This is a genomic window from Paenibacillus sp. LT-B23 (assembly GCF_059417685.1).
The window spans coordinates 16,881-33,009 of sequence record NZ_JBSQBM010000021.1 but is presented as its reverse complement, the minus strand read 5'-3'; the positions used below and the strand labels follow the sequence as shown (position 1 = coordinate 33,009).

The 16,129-nt window shown below is 48.2% G+C and carries 16 protein-coding genes; 10 read left to right on the top strand and 6 right to left on the bottom strand.

The features are described from left to right. Window positions 1–257 precede the first annotated feature (257 nt). From ACWXW9_RS22485 to ACWXW9_RS22460, 6 genes are all read left to right on the top strand, one after another. On the top strand, window positions 258–1,550 hold the full coding sequence (locus ACWXW9_RS22485; RefSeq protein WP_494931253.1) for an ABC transporter substrate-binding protein: 1,293 nt from the start codon (window positions 258–260) through the stop codon (window positions 1,548–1,550). Window positions 1,551–1,780: 230 nt separating this feature from the next. Then, window positions 1,781–2,689: a carbohydrate ABC transporter permease gene (locus ACWXW9_RS22480; protein ID WP_137061559.1), complete on the top strand. Its 909-nt coding sequence runs from the start codon at window positions 1,781–1,783 to the stop codon at window positions 2,687–2,689. A gap of 5 nt (window positions 2,690–2,694) precedes the next feature. Beyond that, the gene (locus ACWXW9_RS22475; protein ID WP_494931252.1) at window positions 2,695–3,534 is read left to right on the top strand and encodes a carbohydrate ABC transporter permease; all 840 of its coding nucleotides are present in this window, start codon (window positions 2,695–2,697) and stop codon (window positions 3,532–3,534) included. A 36-nt stretch (window positions 3,535–3,570) separates the two neighbouring features. Next, window positions 3,571–4,698 carry a rhamnogalacturonan acetylesterase gene (locus tag ACWXW9_RS22470; protein WP_494931251.1) on the top strand — a complete coding sequence of 376 codons (1,128 nt, stop codon included), beginning with the start codon at window positions 3,571–3,573 and terminating at the stop codon, window positions 4,696–4,698. 73 nt (window positions 4,699–4,771) lie between these two features. Next, window positions 4,772–5,806 (top strand): glycoside hydrolase family 88/105 protein, encoded by a 1,035-nt coding sequence (locus ACWXW9_RS22465; protein ID WP_342417867.1) that lies wholly within the window; start codon window positions 4,772–4,774, stop codon window positions 5,804–5,806. A 54-nt stretch (window positions 5,807–5,860) separates the two neighbouring features. After that, on the top strand, window positions 5,861–6,265 hold the full coding sequence (locus ACWXW9_RS22460) for a sensory rhodopsin transducer (protein ID WP_494931250.1): 405 nt from the start codon (window positions 5,861–5,863) through the stop codon (window positions 6,263–6,265). Between the two features lie 147 nt (window positions 6,266–6,412). Here ACWXW9_RS22460 and ACWXW9_RS22455 read toward each other — a convergent pair whose 3' ends face one another. The 3 genes from ACWXW9_RS22455 to ACWXW9_RS22445 all read right to left on the bottom strand — a co-directional run bounded on the left by ACWXW9_RS22455 (window position 6,413) and on the right by ACWXW9_RS22445 (window position 10,139). Then, a complete protein-coding gene (locus ACWXW9_RS22455) occupies window positions 6,413–7,372 on the bottom strand; it encodes a DMT family transporter (protein ID WP_494931249.1) in 960 nt (319 codons plus the stop codon). A 245-nt stretch (window positions 7,373–7,617) separates the two neighbouring features. Beyond that, complete coding sequence (locus ACWXW9_RS22450) at window positions 7,618–8,934, bottom strand: glutamate-1-semialdehyde 2,1-aminomutase (RefSeq protein WP_494931307.1); 1,317 nt, start codon at window positions 8,932–8,934, stop codon at window positions 7,618–7,620. 83 nt (window positions 8,935–9,017) lie between these two features. Then, window positions 9,018–10,139 (bottom strand): LCP family protein, encoded by a 1,122-nt coding sequence (locus ACWXW9_RS22445; protein WP_494931248.1) that lies wholly within the window; start codon window positions 10,137–10,139, stop codon window positions 9,018–9,020. 104 nt (window positions 10,140–10,243) lie between these two features. Between ACWXW9_RS22445 and ACWXW9_RS22440 the strand changes: the two genes are divergently transcribed. From ACWXW9_RS22440 to bcp, 4 genes are read left to right on the top strand one after another with little or no spacing between them, the layout of a single operon-like run. Further along, window positions 10,244–11,293 (top strand): ABC transporter ATP-binding protein, encoded by a 1,050-nt coding sequence (locus ACWXW9_RS22440; protein WP_494931247.1) that lies wholly within the window; start codon window positions 10,244–10,246, stop codon window positions 11,291–11,293. After that, window positions 11,286–12,080, top strand: a complete 795-nt coding sequence (locus ACWXW9_RS22435; protein ID WP_044646090.1) for an ABC transporter permease — start codon at window positions 11,286–11,288, stop codon at window positions 12,078–12,080. The genes ACWXW9_RS22440 and ACWXW9_RS22435 overlap by 8 nt, the downstream gene beginning before the upstream one ends. 4 nt (window positions 12,081–12,084) lie before the next feature. After that, a complete protein-coding gene (locus ACWXW9_RS22430) occupies window positions 12,085–12,873 on the top strand; it encodes an ABC transporter permease (RefSeq protein WP_082067160.1) in 789 nt (262 codons plus the stop codon). A 41-nt stretch (window positions 12,874–12,914) separates the two neighbouring features. After that, window positions 12,915–13,391: a thioredoxin-dependent thiol peroxidase gene (bcp, locus tag ACWXW9_RS22425; protein WP_494931246.1), complete on the top strand. Its 477-nt coding sequence runs from the start codon at window positions 12,915–12,917 to the stop codon at window positions 13,389–13,391. A 111-nt stretch (window positions 13,392–13,502) separates the two neighbouring features. Here bcp and ACWXW9_RS22420 read toward each other — a convergent pair whose 3' ends face one another. From ACWXW9_RS22420 to ACWXW9_RS22410, 3 genes are all read right to left on the bottom strand, one after another. Further along, entirely contained in the window at window positions 13,503–14,597 is a 1,095-nt protein-coding gene (locus ACWXW9_RS22420) for a GerAB/ArcD/ProY family transporter (protein ID WP_494931245.1), read from the bottom strand. An 18-nt stretch (window positions 14,598–14,615) separates the two neighbouring features. Next, window positions 14,616–14,852, bottom strand: a complete 237-nt coding sequence (locus ACWXW9_RS22415) for a hypothetical protein (RefSeq protein ID WP_494931244.1) — start codon at window positions 14,850–14,852, stop codon at window positions 14,616–14,618. 65 nt (window positions 14,853–14,917) lie between these two features. Next, window positions 14,918–16,129 carry a Ger(x)C family spore germination protein gene (locus tag ACWXW9_RS22410; RefSeq protein WP_494931243.1) on the bottom strand — a complete coding sequence of 404 codons (1,212 nt, stop codon included), beginning with the start codon at window positions 16,127–16,129 and terminating at the stop codon, window positions 14,918–14,920.

The following is a 16,129-nucleotide window of genomic DNA, read 5'->3' as shown; positions in this document are numbered from 1 at the left end:
GGGGTATGACCGAAGTAGAAATCTTTTATCTATATGATTTGAAATAAGAATTAGAAAACAAGTATGAGGAACTCACGGCTGGGTACAAGCAAGCCCTCTGTTTTTTAAACCCAGGAAACCTGATTTGTGTATTCCAATGTTTCGCTGCTTTTGGGAAAATAACAACAGGAGCAAATGTAAACGCTATCAAATTAGCGTAAATACGTTGTCACTTGTATTAAGGCTCCTTTCAAGAACAGCGAAAAGGGGAGAGATAGGTGGGCAAAAAAGGATGGTTTCTGATCATAGCCATGCTGCTCGTTTTGACGACGGCATGCAGCGGTGCAAATGGCGGCGGCAATTCGGGCACAAGTGCAGACGGGAAGGTAAAGTTGCGGATCGCTTGGTGGGGATCGGATACGCGTCATGAATATACGCAGAAGGTCGTCGACCTGTATAAGCAGAAAAATCCGAATGTGACGATTGATGTGGAATACGCCTCTTTTGATGACTATTGGAAAAAGCTCGCCCCGCAGGCTGCGGCAAACCAACTGCCGGACATTGTACAAATGGACATTTCGTACATTAGCCAATATGCGAAGAATGGCCAACTGGAGGATCTTGCGCCTTACTTGAATCAAAAAATCCAGGTCGCTGATGTGAACGAAAATGTACTCAAAACCGGCGTAATTGCTGGAAAGCAATATGGTATTCCAACAGGTGTCAATGTTCTGGGCTTCCAGTATGACCCGGCGTTGCTCAAAAAAGCGGGCATAGACAAAATTCCTGACAACTGGACATGGGAACAATACAAAGAGCTTGCTTTGAAGGCAGGATCCAATAAAGTTCACTTCGATAGCACTATGGCTGCCGATATTTTCTTCCACTACTATTTGCGTACACATGGAAAGTCTCTCTACAATGCGGAAGGAACAGGATTGGGGTATGACGATGACAAGCTGTTTGTCGATTTCTTCGGCGGATTGGCTGATCTGATCAAGAAGGGGGCGACCCCGTCTCCTGAAATTATGAACCAAACGAAGGGTATTCTTGAGGAATCCGATATCGTAAAAGGAACGGGCATCGGCATTTGGCAGTGGTCCAATCAGTATGTGGGCTTACAGCAGGTCGTTAACCGTCCGATGGCGCTGGCACCGATGTTTGGACCGAATATGGAAAAAGGCATCTACATGCAGCCTACGATGTACTGGACGGTCGCTGCCCGTTCTCAGGTAAAGGATGAGGCCGCTAAGTTTATTGATTTCTGGATGAACGATGTAGAAGCGAATAAGTTGATTAAAGGCGAGCGGGGCGTACCAATTTCCGCTAAAATCAAGGAAGCTGTAGCGCCTGAGTTGAGCGAGGCTACGAAGCAGGTGTTTGATTTTGTGGCTTCCATGGAGCCAAAGGCTTCTCCAATGAGCCCACCGCCGCCAGTCGGATCACCGGAAGTGATTGCGACCCTGACCGATTATATTGAGCAGGTCAATTTCGGACAGATGACAGCGGAGGATGCAGCGGCTAAATTCCGGGCTGATGCGAATACCATCCTTGCGAATAACAAGCAGTAGGCGGTGCAATGGAATCTTATCTTTGAGTGCCTGAACCAACTTTAGTATTTGGGCGAATGCAAGTTTCGTTAAGTTAACCGTGCGTAGTGATAGCTTGATTGCGTACGGTTAACCCGACGAGCAAACTGCATAAGCTACCTTTGTATTATCATAATAGAATACACGTAACAACGAATATATAATATTTTTAATCCGATCTATTTAGGAAATTGTAACAGAAGGGAGGCTTGATGAGCTTGCGAAATCATCAGAGCTTGAGAGCCAATATGACCGGATATGCGTTTATCAGCCCGTTTATTGTGGGCTTTCTCGCGTTTACGTTAATTCCGATGTTTATTTCACTGTATCTGTCCTTTACAAGCTACAATCTGTTCACCCCGCCCAAATGGATTGGTCTGGGGAATTTCGAGAAAATGTTCACAGGCGACCCGAAATACTGGAATTCAATCCGAGTCACGTTTACGTATGTACTGGTTGGCGTACCGCTGCGACTGATTTTTGCACTGTTCGTGGCTATGATTTTGAATACCAAATCGCGAATGGTCGGCACGTATCGGACGATGTATTATCTGCCGTCCATTATCGGAGGCAGCGTTGCAGTGTCCATCATGTGGCGGAACATTTTCAGCAATGAGGGCATTGTTAACAGCTTGCTTTCAGCCTTGGGGGCGACTCCCGTAAAATGGTTTGGTGATCCGAATGCTTCGCTTACGATGCTGATCACTCTGTCCGTATGGCAATTTGGTTCCTCCATGCTGATCTTTCTGGCAGGATTGAAGAATATTCCTGTTGAATTGTACGAGGCGTCCGGCGTAGATGGGGCTTCGCCAGTGCGGAAATTTTTCAGTATTACGCTGCCGCTGCTTAGTCCAATTATTCTATTTAACCTGATTATGCAGACGATCAGTGCCTTTATGACCTTCGTTCCGGCATATGTTATTTCCAAGGGCGAGGGCGGTCCAATGGATGGAACGATGCTGCATTCACTGTATCTGTTCCGGCAGGCGTTTATGTTCAGCAATATGGGATATGCGGCGGCCATGGCCTGGGTCATGCTCATTATGATTGCGATCCTGACAGCGATATTATTTATATCCTCCAAATACTGGGTATTCTATGAAACGGAAAAGGGGCGCTGATACCGATGGCATGGAAAACGTTCAAATGGCCAATTTATCACATTCTGGTCGCTGCACTGGCGCTCCTGATGCTGTATCCCGTGTTCTGGATGCTGTTCAGCTCGTTTAAAGAAAGTCGGACGATATTCGTCACGGCATCCTCGCTTTTCCCTACAGAATGGATCTGGCAAAACTATGTGACAGGCTGGAAAGGAACGACTGGCTACAACTTTGGCACGTACATCATGAACTCGCTCACGATTGTAGTGATTTCAACGATTGGAGCCGTGATTTCATCTTCATTAATCGCTTTCGGCTTCGCACGCTTGAAATTCAAGGGGCGTAACTTTTGGTTTGCCCTGATGATGGTAACGCTTATGCTGCCGGGGGATGTGGTTCTGGTGCCACAATATATTATTTTCACCAAGCTCGGCTGGATTAACACGATTTTGCCGCTGGTGGTGCCGTCCTTTTTCGGAATGCCGTTCTTCATCTTCCTGATGGTTCAGTTTATACGGACGATACCGGCAGAGCTGGATGAAGCGGCTACGATAGATGGATGCGGCAAATTCCGGCTGTATTTTCGAATTATTTTGCCCTTGCTTAAATCGTCACTGGCTACGGCGGCAATCTTCTCTTTCTACTGGAAGTGGGAGGATCTGCTCGGTCCGGTACTGTATCTGAACTCTCCGGAGAAATATACCGTTTCTATTGCACTCAAAATGTTCCTCGACAGCGAGTCTGCCTCCAACTGGGGTGGGATGTTCGCTATGTCCATCTTAAGCTTGCTACCGGTTATCGCTGTATTCTTCGCATTCCAGAAGCAGATTGTTGAAGGAATGAGTACGAGTGGATTGAAGGGATAGGGTAGGGCTAAGGACTATTGCGGAGAGGTGAGTGGAATGTGGAAGTTCGATTTTGGTCCGGGTGAGCCTGCGGATAGCTACACGGGAGTACCCCCGGATTGCCTGTATACTGCCGAGCAGGGCTACGGGTTTGAAGACGTAGACCATGTGTATGGTCGGGAAAGGCGGATGTCCGACGTATCCGCACCCAAGGATACGCTCGCACGGCTGCGAAGCAGCTTTTGCATCCCGCTGGGGACTGCGTTTGTCGCCGATGTACCGGAGGACGGGACGTATCTCGTCACCGTGCTGCTTGGCGATCCGCTCGCGGAGACGCTCACGCGGCTCAAAGCCGGCGAGGGCAAGCATGTGCTGCCCCCGTTACACACGCAGCCGGGCCAGTTCACAGAGGCCCGGTTTGCGGTGCCCAACAGGGGCGGCAAGCTGAGCCTCGCCGTATCGGGCACCGCGCCGAGGCTCAATGCGCTGGAGATAGCACCAGCGCCACAGACCCTCCGGCTATTCCTTGCCGGAGATTCCACCGTTACGGATCAGGACGCGTCCGGCTATCCGTATACAGGCTGGGGCCAGGCTTTGCCAGCCCTGTTCAAGCATGATGTGTGCGTGGATAATCACGCCGTATCGGGAAGAAGCTCCAAAAGCTTCGTGGACGAAGGGCGGCTGGACGTCATTTTGGCCGAAATGAAGGCAGGAGACTTCCTGTTCATCCAGTTCGGTCATAATGATCAGAAGCCGGACCCGGAACGGGCTACAGAGCCTTTTACAACCTATAAGGAGCATCTGCGCCTCTATATCGACGGAGCCAGAAGCCGTGGGGCTACTCCAGTGCTGGTTACGCCTGTACACCGCCGTTATTTTAACGGGGACGGTACACTGTCCGACACACATGGTGACTATGTAACAGCGGTTCGTGAGCTGGCGGAAGAGGCGAACGTGCCGTTGATTGACTTGGCTGCCCGCACGCAGGAGTTATATGAGCGGCTAGGTCCCGAGGCAAGCAAAGAGCTCTTTATGTGGCTGCTGCCCGGTGAATACTTGAACTTTTCCAGTGGCTTGGAGGATAATACACATTTTCATGAGAACGGTGCGGTCTGTATTGCAGACATGGTGGTGGATGCTGTGAAGGAGCTGGATTTGCAGCCCTTACGCATGTATTTGCGATAGACGGACAGATTGTTCTCGAACAGGTGTCAAGGAGGCAGTTAACGTGAAACTTACTAAAGGGGGAGACGAGGAAATGCCTGCATTGATTTTTGATGAGGAACAAATTAAACAGGTGATCGACCGGGTGGTGGAACGCACATTTCAAATGGACTATAGCTGGGATTGGCCGGGTGGTGTGGCCTTTTACGGGGTGTGTGAAGCCTATGAAGCAACCGGGAACGAGAAGTATTTGATCAAATTAAAGGAATGGGTCGATGAAAATATTGCGGATGGACTTCCACCGCTCTCGGTGAACGGTGTGTCTGTGGGACACTGCTTGCTGACGCTGTATCAGGCTACAGGAGAGCAAAAGTACCTGGATATCGCCACTGAAATGGCGGAATTTCTGGCGAAGAAAGCCGAGCGGTTTGCCGAAGGTATTTTCCAGCATACGGTGAATTCACTTCATGACGTATTTCCGCAGCAGGCGTGGGTGGATACGATGTTTATGGCAGGTTATTATTTGCTGCGCATCGGTCATTTGCTGGGTAACAAGGAATATTGGGAGGACGGTATCCGGCAATATCACGGGCATGAGGAATTTTTGCAGGACCCGGATACGAATTTGTATTATCACGGCTGGGATCATGCGAACCAAAGCCGGATGTCAGGTATTTACTGGGCGCGGGGAAATTCGTGGGCTGCACTCACAATGGCAAAAGCGCTGAAATTCGTGGAGGTGCAGCATCCATCCTACATGATCATCGACGGTTCGCTACGTGACCAGCTCAGTGCGCTGGTGCGGCTGCAATCCTCGGAAGGGCTGTGGCATACGGTGTTGAATGATGAAACCTCCTATCTGGAAACCTCAGGCTCCGCAGGCATTGCGACGGCTTTGCTTATGCAGGGGCGACTGTTTAACAAATACACGCAAAAGGCAATCGACGGTATTCTTTCCCGAATCAAGGAGGATGGCACTGTGACGGGTGTATCCGCTGGAACCGCCGTAATGAACGATATTGATGGCTACCGCAACGTACCATACAAACGCATTCAGGGCTGGGGACAGGGACTGGCGCTCGCTTTTCTGGCCCAACTGCTGCGTACCAAAGAGAATCCATTTGGATAGTTTGTGAATAGCATAGGGATGCAAAAGTATTATAGGTGAAAGGAGCCGGATAGCATGGAAAATACTGAGCTTTCTAAGGAAAAAGTAAACCAGCCGCGGGGCAGTTTATTCTGGGTCATTCCCGATGGCTATATTCCACCTGAAAGCCGGGGAGAGCTGCTTAGTCATGAGAGTATATGTGTGCTGAACTGCGGAACCCGTGCGGCAAAGCTGAGTATAGATATCTATTTTGAGGACCGCGAGCCGTTGGAGGGATTGATCGAGGTGGTGGAAGGAAGGCGAACCCGCCATATCCGCACGGCCTCCTTGGAGAGGGATGGTGAACGGATTCCGGCAGGCATTCCCTATGCGATTACGGTCACCAGCGATGTGCCGGTGATTGTGCAATATAGTAGACTGGACACGACACAGCCGGAACTGGCGTTAATGAGCGTCATAGCGTACCCGGTTGAAGGGTGAGATATTGGCTTGAGCGGGATATTTAATCTTAAGTGAACCATTCTAAGTAAAATAGATGAAATGAAAAAGAAATCCTCAAGATGGTCATTTATTCCAACTAAGGGATTTCTTTTTTTTTGTGTTACAGCCGTGAGTATTTATGTTAATTCAGTCCACTTTTAGTGGCTTTGCAGCAGACGCTTTTCGCGGATCGAAGCTTCTCCGACCTCCAAAATTGGTGCCCAATACCCCGATAATGATAATAACTGCCCCGACAATATGATAGTATGCGAGCTGCTCCTTCAAAATATAAGCACCCGCGATCATGGATATGAGAGTGGACAAATTACCGATGACACTCATTTTGGACGCCTCAATTCGCTTCAACGCATAGCTCGATAGCAGCGAGGTTATAAGCGTTGACAGAATGCCCAGATAAGCCAGCGCCAGCCAGTAATCAGGCTTCACCAGTGGGGCGGAATAAGCGCTCAAGGAACCATCTATCGTATGATATCCCAGTGCCACCAAGTTAAAAACGACACATCCCAGAATGGAGGTAACGTAGGTTAGCTCCATCGGATTGTATTTTTGCGTTAATGGACGTGCCAGTACATTATAGCCGGAGAGGCATATCGCAGAGAGCACGAGCAGAAGAATACCTCCGAAGCTGTTCGAAGCCAGTGGCGCTCCACTTTTCATCAAGAATATAAAAATAACGCCTGCTACAGAGAGCAGCAAGGAAAGCTTTTGGACAACCGTTGTACGCTCTTTAATAAAATAGGACGCCAGCAGCAGCGTGAAGATAGGAACGGTCGCCTGAATAATGCCGCCTTCCGATGAAGAGGTGCTCATCAGTCCAAAGGCTTGCAGTGGAAAATACACTAAAGGCGAGAGCAGGGCCAGCGGTAAAATACGCAGGATATCGCGCCGCGTGATGTTAATCTTGATCCAGCCCAACAGTACTGGAACCGTCAAAGCGATAAAAGACAACGCAAAGCGGTGGGCGATTACATCCAGCGGGCTGGCCTCTGTAACCGTCAGCTTCACAAACAAAAATGAAAAACCGAGTATAGCGGCATAGCCGAGAGCAGCCAGGTAGGCGGCTCCCATTTTGGAACGACTTTGCATGATAAACCTCCGTAATGAATGGCTCAGGTATTTTTTTAATTAGCCTGCGCTGAATGATTTCAACATGTTGCTCCTCCCAATATACCCAGATGGCGTCACTTGATACAATCCATAAAACGTACAACTGTACGGGTACAGTTTGCAAAATAAAAAAGCCGGAAGGCAATCTCAAAGGTGGGATATCCCAGTCCTTAAAGCTGCTTCCGGCTCTTATCCTATCAACATTCTGTCATTTATTGATCTGCTTACTTGCCCTGCGCCATCGCACGGAAAGAATCGTCAGCCGCTTCCAGCGTAGCATCCACGTCTTCATCTGTGTGCGCCGTTGTGAGGAACCACGCTTCGTACTTCGATGGGGCCAGATGAATACCGCGATCCAGCATATGGCGGAAGAAGGAAGCGAACGCTTCGCCGTCTGTATCCTGCGCCTCATCGTAGTTCGTGATCGGATGATCACAGAAATGCGTCGAGAATGCCCCACGGATGCGGTTAATTGTCAACGGCACGCCATGACGTGCGGCTGAGGAAGCAATACCATCCGTCAGTCTCACAGCGAGACGTTCCATCTCTTCATACACGCCTTCGCCTTGAAGTACTTCAAGACATGCAATGCCTGACGAGATGGAAGCCGGGTTGCCCGCCATGGTGCCCGCCTGATAAGCAGGGCCGAGTGGAGCAACCTGCTCCATAACATGCTTGCTGCCGCCATAGGCACCGATCGGCAGGCCACCGCCCATGATTTTACCCAGCGCGGTCAAATCCGGCTGAATCGTATCATGATTGTTCAATCCGGCGTACGTTTGGGTGGAGCCATAGTGGAAGCGGAACGCGGTAATGACCTCGTCATAGATGACGAGCGAACCGTTTGCCCGTGCCATCGAGCATAGCCCTTCCAGAAAACCGGGCTGCGGCATCACCATACCGAAATTGCCGACAATCGGTTCGACCATGACCGCTGCCACATCGTCACTCCAACGCTCCAAGGCTTGGCGCAACGCGTCCAGATCATTGAAAGGCACGGTAATAACCTCGCTCGCAATGTTGGTCGTAATTCCTGCGCTGTCCGGTATGCCCAGCGTGGACGGGCCGGAGCCTGCGGCTACGAGCACCAGATCCGAGTGACCGTGGTAACAGCCTGCAAATTTGATGATCTTATTTCGCTTTGTATAGGCCCGTGCAACACGGATCGTCGTCATGACCGCTTCTGTGCCGGAATTCACAAACCGTACCTTGTCCATGGAAGGAATGGCTTCCTTTAGCATCTTGGCGAGCTTGATTTCCAATACCGTAGAGGTTCCGTACAATACCCCGTTCGCCGCCGCCTCACTAATGGCCTTGGTAATATGAGGGTGGGCATGTCCGGTAATAATAGGGCCGTAAGCCGCTAAATAATCAATGTACCGATTATCATCCTCGTCCCAGAAATGAGCGCCTTTGGCTCGTTTCATAAATACCGGAGCACCGCCGCCCACAGCCTTGAAAGAGCGTGAAGGACTGTTTACGCCCCCGACAATATGCTCCAGTGCTTCTTTATATAATGCTTCGGAGGTTTCCCGTTTCATCATCCAAAACTTCCTTTCCGTTCATAAAAATAGGATATACACACGCCAAAGGGCAGCGTTCACGGCTGCCCCTGCATACATCATTATAGCTCTTTTTGTCCTGTCTTTGTTGTCGATTGTGTGGCAGCAGCATCACTACTGGTTTTGCTGCCACCCGTGAAAGAAGCCTTATCCGTCTTGGACGATGATGCACTGTCCGGTTGCTTCGTTTTGTTTTGATCCTTATTTTGTTCCTGTGTCTGTACAGGAGGATTGTTGAATATATCCTGCACGTACTTTTTCAATTCTTCCGGATCGCGGACGGTAAGAACCTGCGCGCCGCCTACATTTTCTTCCCCAAGCAGCTTCATCGGCGGAACCTGCTCACTGCCAGCAAAGTTGCTTTGGTAGCCGACGTTTGCCAGCCTCCACATATCGTTGACACTAAGATTCGTATCAATAAACGGGTTTACCTGCTGCAAAATGCTGGGCAAATTGGCAATGGAGGTCGTGCTCTGCATTTTCTGTGCTATAGCCTCCAAAAATGCACGCTGACGTCCCGACCGGGAGAAGTCCGACATGGCGTCATGACGGAAGCGCACATATTGAAGCGCCGTGTTGCCGTCCAAATGCTGCATGCCTTTTTTCAGATTAATATCGTATTCATGCTTATCAGCATTACTTGTATAATGCATATCTTTTTCGACTTCAAAATCAATACCGCCTACGGCATCCACCAGCTTAATGAACCCCTGAAAATCGGTATACACATAATATTGCACCGGAATGCCCAGCAGATCACCAGCCGTCTTCATGGCCGTGTTAGGACCGTGAGTAATGGCGGTGTTAATCCGATTTTTATCGTAGCCGGGAATATCCACGTACGTATCACGCAAAATAGAGAAGAGGTGAATCTTTTTCTTGACGGGATCAAGCGATACGACCATCATGCTGTCCGACCGAGGAACTTCCCCTTTTTGGATACCACGACCATCGACACCCATCAGCAAAATGTTGACCGGATCCGTACCTTCCCACTTGGGCGGGTCTGGTGTGCGCACCTGATCGACCTGCTTTACATTTTTGAATGGGGAGTTTGCACCCTCTTTATGCAGATTGTCCAGTTGATTATAAATGGATGAAAAATAATACACGGCAAAGCCGACAATCGCGACGATAATCACGGCTAGAACCGACCATATCGTCCTTTTGGTTCTGCTTGTCATGGATGCTCTCCCTTTCGCTTTTCAATTCATTACATTATAATTTCTTTTTGGAGCACAATCAATTTAACTATGGATTTTTCAAAATCCTGAATGTGAGGTATGACATGCTGGCAATTGATGTGCAGGATCTGCGCAAAACATTTAAAGTGCAAAAAAACCGCGAAGGCCTGAAAGGAGCCTTCCTTGATTTATTCGCCCGCGAATACAACGAGGTGGCCGCGGTCAAAGATATTTCCTTTGGTATTCCTCAGGGAGAAATATGTGGCTATATTGGTGAAAACGGAGCTGGAAAGTCTACTACGATCAAGATGCTGACCGGCATTCTCGTGCCGACCTCGGGACATCTCAAAGTGGGCGGCTATGTTCCTTACGAGGAACGCGAGAAATTCGTAAGTAATATCGGCGTTGTTTTCGGACAGCGCAGCCAGCTATGGTGGGACATCGGCGTGATTGAGTCCTTTCAACTGCTGCGCAAAGTATATCAGGTTCCGGCTATAGACTTCAAACGCAGGCTGGATGAGCTGGTAGAGCGGCTCCAATTACAGGACCTGTTAAGCCGTCCGGTGCGCAAGCTTAGTCTTGGGCAGCGGATGCGCTGTGAATTGGTGGCTGCGTTGCTTCACAATCCGTCCATCGTTTTTCTGGACGAACCGACCATTGGACTCGATATTATGGTGAAGTCTGAAATCCGTGAGTTCCTAAAGGACATGAACCGGGATTACGGGACGACGATTTTGCTGACGACCCATGATTTGCAGGATATTGAAGCGCTGTGCTCGCGCGTCATTATGCTGGATGACGGGAACATCATCTATGACGGTGGTCTGGAGGATTTGAAAGCACGTTGGGGTACAGGACGGGAAGTACAGTTTCAGTTCGGCGTGCCCACCCAGCTTGAGCAATTACAAGCGTGGACAGCGGACATGCCGCTGGCTTGGACGGCGGATAATGATTTGGCTGCCAAGGTGTGGATTCCGCTTCATATTAACGTATCGGATGTCTTGGCCAGCGTAGTCGGGCGTACGGACATTACGGATATCAAAATCATTGAAACGAACACCGATGATATCGTGCGTAGCATCTACCAATCCGGCTCGGCGGAACGCAAGGGCAATCCCGTGCTTCCGGCAGTGGAGGCCAAAGTCCATGCTTAGCGTATATACCGATTTTATTCGTATCCGGTTTCTCACCATGCTCGCTTATCGTGTAAACTATTATACGGGCATATTAATTTATTCCATGAATATTGGTGTATATTATTTCACGTATAAAGCGATTTATGGAGATGCGGGCAGCATCGGTGGCTTTTCCGCAGCCCAAATGACGACCTATGTAGCAGTATCGTGGATGGCGAGGGCCTTTTATTTCAACAATCTGGATCGTGAAATTTCGACAGAGATTCGTGATGGCAGCATTGCCATCCAGATGATCCGGCCGTATAACTATGTGCTGGTCAAAGTCATGCAGGGGCTTGGCGAGGGGATGTTCCGTTTCCTGCTGTTTATGATCCCGGGCATGGCGATTGCGATGCTGCTGTTTCCAGTGACGTTGCCGACGGACCCTGTAGCATGGATCAGTTTCCTCGTGATGCTGTTTTTCAGCTTTCTGATCAATACCCAAATCAATATTATTACGGGGCTGACGGCCTTTTTTGTTGAAAATAACGAGGGAATGATGCGCATGAAGCGGGTGGTAGTAGACCTGTTCTCCGGCTTGATTCTGCCCATCAGCCTGTTTCCGGGCTGGCTGGCGACCTTTGCCCAGTGGCTGCCATTTCAGGCGATTACGTATTTGCCCGGCTCCGTATTTACCGGACGAGTAAAAGGCGTTGGTATTTGGAATGTGCTGGGTATCCAAATCATTTGGCTGGTCGTTCTGCTCGTGCCGATGATCATCATTTGGCGACTGGCGCGCAGACGTCTATTCGTGCAGGGAGGGTAGGCCGATGATGTACTATTTGGGACTCATTAGCGAATATTTGAAGAATTATATGAAATCGCGGCTAACCTACCGCGCTGATTTTTGGGTAGAGGTCGTTTCGGATCTGCTATTTCAGGCCACTAATCTCATTTTTATTTTGGTCATTTTTATGCACACGGACAGTTTGGGCGGCTGGAGCGAAAATGAAGTCGTATTTGTCTATGGCTTTTTCATGGTACCTTACGGACTATTCAGCTGTTTCGTCAATCTGTGGAACTTTAGCGAGCGCTATATTGTAAAAGGAGAGCTGGATCGGGTCATGACCCGTCCTGCGCATAATCTGTTCCAGATTTTCCTTGAAAATGTAGACCCGCCCGCGTTGGTCGGATCGGCGATTGGTCTGGTTATTATGGGAATCAGCGGGGCGCAAATGGACTTGTATATGGCGTGGTGGTTCATCCCGGCTCTAATCATCATGAGCCTAAGTGCCGTAGCGATTTATACGGGAATCTATACCATATTGACTTCTATTTCGTTCTTTTCGGACGCGCCAACAGGAATTATTCCACTCATGTACAATATGCAGAGCTATGGACGTTATCCGGTGACGATTTATAACCGTGCGATTCAAGTTGTGCTGACCTGGATTCTGCCGTTTGCTTTTGTTGGCGTATATCCGGCATCCCTTTTCCTTCATCGGGAGGATATGCAGCATATGGCGCTTTTGACTCCGGTCATGGGAGCTGTATTTCTAACCTTGGGCTTACTGGCATGGAATTTTGGTATTCGGCGTTACAGAGGTGCAGGTTCTTAGGTCGGATCACATGAGAGCCCCACAAGATAGGAGATGATGAGATGTCCACGACATCTACCGCTATTGGACAACCCGCGCCGGACTTTGAATTGCCGGGAAGTGAAGGGAAAAACGTCAAGCTGTCTGATTTTAGAGGCAGCAGGGTTTTACTGTATTTCTATCCGAAGGATTTGACGTCCAGTTGCTCGACACAGGCTTGTGATTTTCGGGATAAACACGGGGAGTTCGAGGGTTTGAACACCGTCATTCTGGGGGTAAGTTCTGATCCACTCAAGCAGCATGACAAGTTTATTACCAAGTACGGACTACCTTTTCAACTGTTATCCGATGAAGAGCATCAGGTGGCTGAAACGTACGGGGTGTGGCAGCAGAAACAGATGTATGGCAAGCAGTACATGGGCATCGTTCGCTCCACATTCCTTATCGATGAGGACGGTATTTTAATTCATGAATGGCGTGGCTTGAGAGTCAAAGGGCATATCGATGCTGCGCTGGAGTACATTCGGGAGCAGGCGTAAATCATAAACATTCTTACACCCTTGGGGACGCTGGTTGTTTTTCAGTCCCAGAGGGTGTTTTTACTATGTAATCTCCAACTTTTTTACCTCAGGATGTTATAAAATCCCTCATTACGATTGTTTGCTTTTCTGCCTGATCACGTAAATGCCCCACAAGCTCAAGGGAATAATGACTGAGTTGGTCAAATCCCAATCCACCCAGAAGGGAACAAGGGTATCAAAATAGTAGATGATATTGGGTGCAACCATGCTGCTCAAGCCGTAGACAAGCATTGCCGCAGGCATGTTGAAAGGGCGGTAATCTTTTAGACGAAATGTCTGTGCTGTCCCCAATATGAACGCGTAAAAAAAAAGGAAGCTCTTGAAAAAGAGCGACAATCCCCATATAGCTGCTATAAAGGCCTCCATACGTTGGAAAAAATTGAACACGTTTATTTTGGCAGTGAGCATATACGAAGGATACACGCTATATTCAGTTAGAAAAGGGCCGAGAACAAAAAGAGACATAATCACAAACAGACTGAGCAGAATTCCGCCTATAAGGCTTCCTAAAAGGATGCTTCTTTTAAAATGTGCTGAATGCTTCACATAGGGGAAAAGCATGAGAAATACGACTAATTCTCCAAATGGATAACTAACCCCAAGAAGCGTACCATGAATAGTAGGGAGAATCCCGGTTTCCATAATTGGCTTTAATTTAGAAAAATCAATCTCGGGAATAAGGCAAGCCACTACAGTAATAGTCACGATTACAAAGAAAGGCAAGCATAGCTCGCTGGCACGGGCAAGGGTTTCAATTCCGGTAAAAAAAGCGTATACCAGCATGAGTATTGCCAGCAGCATTAATATCCTTAACGGGGTTAGCACATAAGTTTGTGTAGTATAAAAGTCACCAAATTCCCTAATATATATGGCATCGGACATCAAGAAATAGAAAAGATACCATATCGAGACGACAGGAGCCAACCATTTCCCTAGAATTTTCCTTATAGCTTCAATCAAAGTAAGGCTGGGATACAGCTCATGTACACGCAGCAAAAGCCATACAAGCGCCATACCTGCCGGTATGCTCAGTAGGGTACTGATCCATGCATCCTGTTTAGCGATATGGGTGCAGATGCTGGGGATGATCAGTATCATATCACCCATTGTGCAAAAAATAATGAGAACCGTTACTTGTCCAACACTAATACGGCCTTTTTCCAACGCTGGTGGCCCCCTTTTTTACAAATTGAATAGATGTGAAAACAGGCTATTTACCGGCTTATATATCATCTCAATCAAGATTAGTGGGCTCGATGTTTCCTTTGCCTGAGCAGCGATCGTGCTGAACCACGCCCCGAATGCGAGCATCAAGATGTATACAACCATGTCCTTAAAGCGATGCTTGCGGTATAAGCCGGGCAAGTCCTTGATTGCAATCAATAGAGCAATACACAAAACCGGAATGACGGCCTTCATAGGGATGCTCCTTCCGTAATCGTGCTCGTTTCGGGATGATATAAAGCCTCGAACAGTTATTTGGCTTACTCCTTCATTTTCTTTTGAAAGGACTGGAAAATAGCTCCCATTTTCTTAATTTCCGTATTTGCCTTATATTCAATCTGTAAATTCATAAATGTGTGATTCCAATCTTTTTTAAGTTCTTTCCAGACCTTGGGATCAGTTTGATGAATTAATTGTCCAAACCCAAAAATGTCTACTTTAAAGTTGCGACGTACAGTTTCTACGGAATGCTTCATAATCTCGATCAATTTGGCATTACTCTCCATCTCGATTTTTTTAATATCTTCCAGACTTTTAAGCTCCATTTTTTTACAGCTATTCTCTCTAATCGTACTTATGTTTTCTACGGATATCTGGATTATAGGCTCACCGTTGTGTATTAACACTTTAGTTTTCGTATAACTTCTCAAAGTCAGCAGAGCGATCTTGCCACCTTCCGGGCAGTCCGTATGTCCTGTCGTTGTATCCACGTTATCCCGGATATAGTTGTATCCTTTGCTATCGTTTTCATCAAGCCAGCCGATTAAACGGTCCTTTTTAAACACACCCAGGCTGGAAAGAGCCAGAACTGTCGTTGGTTCAATGGTTTTGATATTGTCCGTACCTTCCTCTATCCCTTTGGGTAAATCTCCTTTAGCTTCGAGGGCGGGCAGAGTAGCATGTATTTCGGAACTGACGAGCTCCTCCATCAGCTGCTCTATAGTCACTTTGCTGACAGGAGCCCAAGTTTTAGATAAGACATCCATAGAAGCAAACATTTTGTTCGCCGGAATTTTCTCCAATGTCGTGGCTACCTGAAGCATTTTGGAGGCAGACGTACCTCTCGCAACACAGATGTAAAAGTCGGTTCTGGCAAAAGGTTCTCTCATCAGGGATTCCACGACGTCGGCGATTCCCTGTCTGGCGAATTCCTCGCCAAATATCAGCATACGGATATGTGATAAATAGATGATTCGCGGGCTGATTTCTGTCATTTTTTGGATAGCTTCATAAAGAGTAGGGGCTGTTACCTCATAGGTAGTTACCGTAGGAGCTCCTTTACTTGATCTTGATTTGGAGGCCACCTCCGAAGGAACAACCACCTGTGCCGACACACGGATTTGATCGCCGTCCTTATCCACACCCAGTCCTACGGTAATTCCGATCTCGTTAAGCTCTCTGCGGTCCCAACAGCCGGTCAGAAGGGAAGCGAGCAGACTGAGTATGAGAATCGTGCTGATCACTGCTTTCAT